Source organism: Streptomyces torulosus (genome assembly GCF_001419765.1).
Classification (GTDB): Bacteria; Actinomycetota; Actinomycetes; order Streptomycetales; family Streptomycetaceae; genus Streptomyces; species Streptomyces torulosus.
The window spans coordinates 1-9,130 of record NZ_LIRK01000086.1 but is presented as its reverse complement, the minus strand read 5'-3'; the positions used below and the strand labels follow the sequence as shown (position 1 = coordinate 9,130).

Here is a 9,130-nt window from a genome sequence, read left to right as displayed (position 1 = left end):
CCTTAGAGTGAGCTCTGAGTGACGGACGGGTGTGGTGTCTGCGTCGGGTCGAGGGGCGGGCACTGCTGGGCGGGTGGGCGAGATGAGGTCACCATGACGGCTCACGGTGAGAGCGAGACGGGCGTCATCCGGTGCTTCGGGCAGCAGTTGCGGTTGCTGCGGACGAGCCGGGGGCTGACGAGGGCGGAGCTGGGCGCGCAGCTCGGTTACAGCGAGGACATGGTCACGTCGGTGGAGCTGGGGCGGCGCATCCCGAAACCGGATTTCATCGACCGGGCGGACGTTGTGCTGGAGGCCGGCGGTCTGCTGACGGTGATGAAGGAGGAGGTGGGGCGGGCGCGGTATCCGGCGTTCTTCCGGGACGCGGCGAGGTTGGAGGCGGAGGCGGTTGAGCTGCATGTTTATGCCAACCAGGCTGTGCCGGGGTTGTTGCAGACGGAGGAGTACGCGCGGGCGGTGTTCGACGCGCGGCGCCCTCTCCTGGACGAAAGGGTTATCTCCGAGAGGGTGGCGGCTCGCCTCGCCCGGCAGGAGATCTTCGACCGCAGGCCGTTGCCGACGATCAGTTTCGTGATCGAAGAGACGGTGTTGCGACGACCTATCGGCGGGTGGAGCATCTGGCGTGGGCAGTTGGAGCAGATCTACCTGCGTGGGCAGAGCCGGAACGTCGAGATGCAGGTCATGCCGACTGAAGTCGTCGAACATGCTGCACTGGCAGGTCCGTTCACCTTGATCGAAACGCTGAAAGGTCAGAGGATCGCCTATGTGGAGGTCCAGAAGGAAAGCCGTCTGTTCCACGAGCGGAGTTCGGTGCGTGAGTACGAGGAGCAGTACGGCATCCTGCGCGCGCAGGCACTGACCCCCCGCGAGTCGTTGCAGCTGATCGAAAAGCTACAGGGAGAGCGATGAATGCCGTGGACGAAGCGCAGGCGAACGGTGGACTGGTCTGGCACAAGAGCACCTACAGCAGCGGCGAGGGTGGTGAGTGTGTGGAGGTCGCTGTCGCTGGCAGTGCCGTTCACGTGCGGGACTCAAAGCAGACGGCGGAGGCCGGGCCGGTACTGACAGTCGGCTCGGTCGCGTGGTCGAAGCTGCTTGGGACATTTTGAGTTTGTACGGTCAGCCGTGCGGAGGCATACAGAGGGTTGCGAGGTGGGCGTTTCTCAAGGAAGCGCCCACCTTCACTATAAGAAATGGCGCTCAGGCCTCGCGGTCCCCAGGTCGTGTCCAGCGGCCGACGGTAATCTCCTTGTCCAAACGAGCTTGGAAGTGTGAGTGCGCGGCCCGCATCTCGGCCTCGCGGTCCGCCTTGTAGAAGGGGGCGGTGTAACCGGCCGGGGGCGGAGTGCTCCTCGGGCTCTCCAAGTAGGCCAAGAGGTCAATGTAGTCCTGCTTGGTCTGGCCGTAACCGTAAGCGTTGTGATTCGCGGCAATCTTCCGGCCCTTCGCGTCGAAATACATCTCCGACTCGTAGTCAGACAGGACTGGGTAGCGGGATTTGTAGATTGCGACAAGTTGGTCTGAAGTGATGCCGAGCCAGACCGAGGTGAGGGCGTCCAGTTCGACAAGTGCGGCTCGGCGTTCATACTCCGTGCGCAGAGGTGTGTCATAGTTCCACGCCGACTGGAGATGCGCGGCCAGCGGATTCAGGTTTGGCCAGTTAGGATTGGCCCAATTTTCGTAGCCCGGCCAGGTGGGGTGAAACAGCTCCTGCCAGAGTGGGGCGTAATGTGCGGTCAGAGCATTTAGGCGCAGAGTGCGTAGGAGTAGGGCGGGTGCGAGAGGATGCATGGGGTCAGGCGCAGGCATCTGCTTTGCAGTAGCAGGCGTAAGGTCGGAACGCCCAGTGATGCGCAACAGATAATCGAGTGGCAATGACGCCCAGAAGCCTGCGATAAGGGCGGTCATGCGATCATTGGCCAAGGCCATCGATTGCACGCCGTAAACGTGGGCTGGACCCGGGGGAATGATTGCGGCAAACAAAGATCGCTCGTTGCTCGGGGGGATCATTCTGCGCCAGGCCAGGCGAAAGAAGCTAGTTGAGGATGCTCCGTTCCACTCTTCTAGCGATGAATATCGTGAGCCAGCTTCAGTTCGCTGAAAATTACTCGCGGGCGAGATTTTTTCGGGCAGTGTGATGAGATTCCAGGGAGTCCAGTCGTTCTTATTTCGGCAGGGAATATTTGGCTGTTTTTGGAATGGTGTTGCAATTCCAATGTGAGGGCCCTGGAGGACCACTTGAGAGAAATTCTCGGTCTTGCTGGTGTTCCATCTGATGAGGCCGGCTGCTTTGGCGCGACTTTCATCGAATCCGCGGGCTAGGAATGGAGACAGGGAGGCCAGGTGTGTCTCAACCTTGGAGAGGGCAGAAATGGCACCGTTCTCGTCCGTCGATACTGGGTAGAGGAGCGGGGCTGTAGTGTTTTGATTGCCTTCCTCCCGGGATAGATTTCCCCAGTCGGACAGAAGGCTGTGATTGACGGAGATGAGGCGAGCACGGTGGGGTCGAAGATCCCATCGACGGTCCTTCTTGATCCCTGGAATCTCGCCCGCACCATCGTGGGAGATCGAGCGAGTGACCACTTCCGGGGCGAGTATCCAGCTCATGTGCAGGAATTCGATGTTCGACTGCTGTGATCCGTAAATGTGTACGCCGAACTGTGCGCTGCCGTCGACTTCGCTGAAAATTTGCGCTTTATTCAAGAAGTGTGCGTGAAAGCGAAGGTGGGAATAGGTGGAGGAGCGCAGTGCAGCCTCGTTGATTCCAACGAAATGAGTGTCCGGGTGGATTAGGCCGGCGATGCCGTATTCGTGGAGGTTGAGCCAAGAGCGGCACATGAATGCCCGATAAAGATCGGGTTGTGTTGCGACGAGTGCGGGATAGGTTGTGACATTGCCGAGGTAGGCGAGGGAAGAAACGGTGGAGGAGAGCTCCTCTAGGAAGTACGAAACGTGATGTGAGGCCGTCCTGAGGGCCTCATTTTTACGGAGGCGCCATTCCTCTACGCGTGGCTTCTCCACCAGCATGAACCAAGGTTCAACTTCTGCCAGGATCCCGGCCTCCTGCCACCGCGGCCGAACCCAAGGCGGATTCCCCACCTGCAAGTCATACCCGCCCCGGGCAAACACCTGCCCGAACTCCAACTCCCAGTGAAAGAACCCCTGCCGCTCAGCCACGTCCCGAGCAACCCCCGCCCACGGATACCGCGACTCCAGCGAGTAGAACCGCTCCATGCCCATCCACTCGGGCAGTTCGTCCTCGTACCGCTCCAGCGCGTCCAGTGTGTCGAACTGGGCCACCAGCGAGTCCGCGGCCACGTCGTGCGTGCCCAGCAGCGACTCTGCGAAGTCCAGCCAGTCGTCCAGCGACGCCAGCGCGATCACCGGGCGGCGCTCGCCACGGATCTGTTCCTTGCGGCTGCCGCCCCGCGCGCCCTTGGACTTGACCTCTACGACCTCGACCCCGCCGAAGAAGTCCTCCTTCTCGTACGTCTCCCGCGCGGGCGTACTCGACTGGGCCGGGACCGCCGACACTGTCCACTCACCCGACCGCGAGGCGACCTCCGCCGCCCGCGCGTACGCCTCATGCGAACCGTCCAGCAGCGCAGCCTCCTGCACCGGCCAGAACCACAGCGCGCACCAAGCATCCATCAGCGTCTTCAGACGCCAGTACGGGGTGTCCACCGCCTCCAGGTCGGCCTTGACCTTCTCCCTCGGGACCGCGACCTCCGGCGAGCGCAGCCAGCCCTCCTCCGCGCCCCATACGTTGATCCGCCGCGAGATCTCCCGCTCGGAGATCTCCAGCCGGCGCACGACCAGCCCCCACAGGTACTCCGCCCGCCGCGCCAGGCCCTGCAACCGCTTGGTCTGCGCGGGGCTCGGGGACTTGGTGATCGCCTTGCGCCAGGCGGCCAGCGCCTTCGACTCCTCCGGGGCCAGCGCCTTGGCCTCCTTCTCGGCGGCGACCGCGCCCCACTCCTTCGCCGGGAGGAGGAAGTGGTGCACCGCGCCCTCCGGCAGCGAAGCGCCCGCCAGGGCCTCCGACAGCGGGAAGCGTTCCGGAGTCGTCCCCAGCCAGCCGCCCTTCTTCAGGCGCTCGGCGGAGTACACCTCCCTACGACCGCCGATCAGCGAGTTGCCGCGCCGCAGGTGCAGGCCGAACCACGGGGCCTCCATGCCGGGGTGCATGGTGTTCAGCCACAGCGACACCTCCGCCAGCTCCACTGCCGTGTTGTTGAGGTCCACGCCGTAGGAGTTGTGCAGGGCGATGTACGCCTTGGTCTTCTGGAGCTCGACCGCGTACTTCTCCGTGTCGACGGCGACGCCCAGCTCGTCCTGGCGGCGCCGCAGGTACTCCGCCGCGACCTGGTTGATCGCCTCGTTGAGGAACGCGCCCGAGCCGAGTGCCGGCTCGCAGATCTTCCAGTCCAGCAGCTCACGCGCCTCGGTGACCGTGCCGTCCTGGTCCAGGCGGTGCTGCAACGCGAGCTGGACCGTCACGCGGGTCAGCGACTCGGGGGTGTAGTAGGAGGCAGAGGTCTGACGGTCGCGGCCCGACAGGCGGTACACGAACGCGCCCGGCGCGTACCGTACGCGCTCCTCCACGCCGGTGTCCTCGTCCTTGTGCCGGACGAACACCTCGTCGGGGTACTCGTCGGCCTTGGTCGCCGGGACCAGCCAGGAGCCGTCCTTCGGGTCGCCGTTCTTCGCGACCTCGTACAGCTCCTCACCCGCGACGAAGCCCGAGTAGGACATCAGGCCCTCGTACACGGCGCCGAGCTGGTTGATGCCGAGCTGGGCGTAGGAGATGAAGCCGCCGCGCTCGCGCTTCTTGCCGCGGGTCAGCATCAGCAGGCGCAGCACCCGGTACAGGGTCTCGTTGCGCAGGCGGGTGTCGACGAAGCGCTCCCCGCCCGGCTCGTCCTCGCCGCCGGCCTCCGTGTCGACGCGCGGGTCCGGGACGGTGTCCCGGCCGATCAGCCGGATCGCGTCCGGTTCGAACAGCTTGGAGTGCAGGGGCTCGAAGCGCAGGCCCACGTCCTCCGACGTCTTCGCTGTCAGGGCGGCCCCAGCCGACTCCGCGTCCAACCCGTGCGTACGACGCGGCCGGTGGCCCTCCTGCACCTTGCGGAAGAGCAGGTCCAGCGACTCGTACAGGTAGAAGCCCTTGCGGGACTTCTCGTCGACGAGGTCGCGCTCGGCGATCAGTTCGCCGAGGCGGCCGAGGCCGTAGCCCAGCTGGTACTCGGGGTAGTCCGAGGGCAGGATGCCCAGCTCGGGGCGCGCCTCGGCGTAGAGGAGGAACAGGACGCGGTACAGGTAGCGCAGTGACTCGCGGGTCAACTGGCGGCCCAGCTCGGGGAGTTCCTTGACCTCCTCCGGGCGGACGCCGGCCTCGCGCAGGCGGTCCAGGACCTCGTTGGCGATCAGTTCGACGCTCAGCCGCAGGCCGTCGCGGAGTTCGCTGGAGACGCCCACCGCGTGCTTGGTCGACTTGTCGAGGAGGGACGCGAGGGGGTTCTCGCCTCCCTCCTCCGGGGTGCGCAGCGAGTCGGCGCCGAACAGGGCGGCCACCGTGTCGAGTTCGCCGCCCGCCTTGACATCGTTGCGCTCCAGCGCCGCGTCCAGCGAGACCGCCAGGTAGCGGCCCTCGCCCCACGCGGCCCGGTCGGCGAGCACGACGACGCCACCGACCAGCAGCAGGACGTAGCGGGGGGCGTCCTCGCAGGCGAACAGGAAGGAGGCGAGCTTGGAGCCGGTGGTGATCGTGTGCTGGCCGTCGAGGCGCAGTTCGTCCAGGAGGCGTCCGGCGCCGTCGGGGTCCAGGGCGTCGTCGGGCTCGGCGGACCAGCCGCAGTCCAGGGCGACGAGGTCCTTCTCCGCGTGCGCGACCGTCACCTCGTGGGACTGGTCGGCGCGGACGACGGTGAGCGTGCCCGGCTTGGCGTCGAAGCCGAGGGCGCGCAGCACCTCCCCGTTGAGGGCGCGGACGCGGTCGCGCCACTCGGGGGCGTCGTACGTCACGGCGTCGTCGCCGGTCGCCGCCCGCTCCTCGTCCATCGTGAAGTACGAGCGGGCCGCGAAGTAGGGGCGGCGCAGCGCCCGCAGGCCCGCGCGCGGGGTGAGCGGCAGGGCGCCCTCGGGCCGCTCGGCGCCGGCGGCGTCCTCCTCGCGCTGCTTCCACTCGGCGAGCAGGCCGGACTTGAGATCCTTGGGGAGGACCTCGGCGAGGTAGTGCGCGGAGAAGTAGTCGCCGCGGTTGACCAGGCTGTCGTACGTCATCTTCGGGAACCTCTGCTGGTCGGTCAGGCGGCGTGGGCGGTGGCGGGGGCCAGGACGGCGAGCACCCGCAGCATCGGGCGGCCGGTGGTGAGGAGGGAGTCCGCGAGGGAGGCGAGGCGTTCGCGGGTTCCGGTAGGCCCGGCGGCGCCGTTCGCCAGCGTCGGCTGTTCCCACGACCCCAGACGGGCCTTGTACTGCTCGATCGGCGCCCTGAGCGGTTCGTCCCACGCCTCGCGGCGCTGCTCCAGGAACGCCTCCGCGGTGTCCAGGACGGCGGGGATCGCCTCGGCGAGGCGGGCCGGGTCGTGGGTGAGGCCCGGGTTCGCCATCGTCGGACCGACCTTCGCGCGGCGCAGCACCGCCACCATGTCGTCGTCGACCTCGCCGTCCGTGGTGACCGCCATCCACCTGACGACGGTGGGGCGGCCGAGCGCGTTGGAGTAGATGCCCTGCACGAGGTAGGTGGGCTCCGGCACGTCGGCGGTCAGCACCGGGGCCTCCTGGCGGTCCAGGCGGACCAGGACCTTGTCGGTCAGCCACTCCATGACCGGGTGCAGGTCGGTCAGCAGGGAGATGTCGGGCCAGCTCGACGTCGCCGAGGCGCGGGCGCGGGTCAGGCTGTGGTCGGCGAGCCGCCGGTTGAAGGTGACCTTCAGCCGGTCGCGCAGGCCCTGCTCGCGGACGTAGTCCGGGGGCAGCGCCTTGAGTCGGTGGACCAGGTCGGACGGCGGGACGAAGGAGAGCAGGCCGGTCTCGGGGTCGGCGGCCAGGTCCAGCCGGTCGTGGGCGTCCGGGTAGACCTCGCGCAGCGCCTCGTCGAGGAACTCGCGGGCGGAGGAGAACAGCCGGGGCACGTGCGCCCTGGGCACCGCCCCGGTGCCGTCGCCGCCGCCCGTGTCGGTGGCCGCGTCCTGTTCCGGTTCGTCGTTCACGGCGCCGAAGAAGTCGGCGAGGAAGTCGTCCACGCCGTCGTCGGCGTCGGAGGTGCGGTCGGCGTCCAGGGACTCGTCCACGGTGCGGCCCCGCAGCAGGTCCTGGATGAGGGACTTCTCCTCGGCCTCCGCCCGGTAGAGGCCGGAGACCGCCTCCGCCGTGCCGAGCGACTGGTGGGCCTGGGCCTCGCGCTCCAGCAGGCGCTCCGCGACGAGGGTGTCGTCCTTGGCGCCGTCGACGGAACTGGTCAGGATCAGCGCCCTGAACTGCGGCTGGTGCGCCTGCCCGTAGCGGTCGATACGGCCGTTGCGCTGCTCGATGCGGATCAGCGACCAGGGCACGTCGTAGTGGACGAGCTGGTGGCACTGGCGGTGCAGGTTGACGCCCTCGGAGGCGACGTCGCCGGTGAACAGGATGCGTACGGGCGTGTCCGCGAGGCCGAAGTCCTCCACGCACTGCATCTGCTGCTCGTCCGACAGGCCGCCGTGCATGACCCGGGCCGCCTCCTGCGCGGCCTTCCCCTTGAAGCCGAGCGCCTGCGGCACGGTCCGCGCCAGCCACTCCAGGGTCTGCACCCGCTCGGAGAAGACGACGACCCGGGTGCCGGACCTCGGCCCGACCCCGATCTCCCGCAACTGTTCCAGCAGGGCCCCGAACTTGCCGGAGTCCTCCTCCGTCATGCCCGACGCGAGTTCCAGCAGCCGGTGCAGGGCCGCGCGTTCGGCGGCCGTCGCCTCCGGGGTGCCCTTCTTCTCCAGCGTCTTGATGCGGGTGCCGACCGTGGACTTCAGCGCCGCGTGGGAGGAGAGGAAGGACTTCAGCAGCGTGTACGGGAACAGGGGGACGTCACTGACCGACTTCGAGCCGTCGGACGGCAGCCAGACAGCGGCCAGTTCCTCGAAGACCTTCTCCTCGGCGGGCGTGGCCGTCACCCGGATCGAGCGGGAGGGGCCGCGGTCCGCCCACTGGCCCTTCATCTGCTCGCGCACCTCGGGGCTGACCTTGGTGCGGCGGATGAACAGGTGCTTGATGTCCTCGGCGCGGTAGTGCTCGGGATCGCGGATAGCGGCCGGGTCGAGCAGGGAGATCAGCTCGGCGAAGGAGCGCGCGTCACCGTTGTGCGGGGTCGCCGAGGCCAGCAGCAGGGCGTCCGTGTGCGGGGCGAGGGTGCGGGCCAGCTGGTTGCGCAGGGAGCCCTTGTTGATGAGGTTGTGCGACTCGTCGATGACGACCGCGTCCCAGGTGATCCGCTCCAGGTGGTGCTTGTACTGGTCGGTGTTCTTCAGGGTGTCGATGGAGACGATGACCCGCTTGAAGTAGGTGAACGGGTTGCGGCCCGCGGGGATCTCCCGCTGGATCCGCTCGATGCCCACCGAGTCCAGACGTACGAGCGGGATCGCGAACCGCGTCCACAACTCGTGCTGGAACTGCTCCAGGACGTGCTGCGGGGTGACGACGAGGATGCGCTCGCCGCGGCCGCGGCGGATCAGCTCGGCGAGGGTGAGGCCGATCTCCAGGGTCTTGCCGAGACCGACGACGTCCGCGATGAGCACGCGGGGGCGCAGGTTGCGGCCCGACAGGGCCAGTTGCGCGGGGCGCTGCTGGTAGGGGAGGGAGTCCAGGAGGAAGGAGTCCGCGAGGGCGAGGCCGCGTTCGGCCTGCGGCAGCGGCGTCTTGCGCAGGACCGCCTCCAGGAACAGGCGCGAGCGGCGGAAGTTGGGCGAGTCGTCCCGCACCAGACGGGTGTGCCGCGGGTCGAGCAGTTCGATCCGGTCCAGCCCGGTGAAGAACACCGCCTCCTGGTCGCGCACGAAGTCCGAGGCGCCGACCGCCTCGATCCGGGCGCCGTCGTGCTCGGTCCGCGTCGCGTTGCGGACCAGCCACACCTCGTCCCGTACGAGGATCTGGGCGCCCG

General features: G+C 67.5%; 4 protein-coding genes. 2 read left to right on the top strand and 2 right to left on the bottom strand.

What is annotated here, in order from left to right:
* Positions 1-93: 93 nt before the first annotated feature.
* Complete coding sequence (locus AOK23_RS07195) at positions 94-909, top strand: helix-turn-helix domain-containing protein (protein ID WP_055711910.1); 816 nt, start codon at positions 94-96, stop codon at positions 907-909.
* Entirely contained in the window at positions 906-1,109 is a 204-nt protein-coding gene (locus AOK23_RS44600) for a DUF397 domain-containing protein (protein WP_079049349.1), read from the top strand. The genes AOK23_RS07195 and AOK23_RS44600 overlap by 4 nt, the downstream gene beginning before the upstream one ends.
* A 91-nt stretch (positions 1,110-1,200) precedes the next feature.
* Here AOK23_RS44600 and AOK23_RS07190 read toward each other — a convergent pair whose 3' ends face one another.
* Together AOK23_RS07190 and AOK23_RS07185 are read right to left on the bottom strand one after the other, a co-directional pair.
* Complete coding sequence (locus tag AOK23_RS07190) at positions 1,201-6,282, bottom strand: hypothetical protein (RefSeq protein ID WP_055711909.1); 5,082 nt, start codon at positions 6,280-6,282, stop codon at positions 1,201-1,203.
* A 23-nt stretch (positions 6,283-6,305) separates the two neighbouring features.
* On the bottom strand, positions 6,306-9,130 hold a 2,825-nt coding region (locus tag AOK23_RS07185), incomplete at its 5' end, for a DEAD/DEAH box helicase (RefSeq protein WP_055711908.1).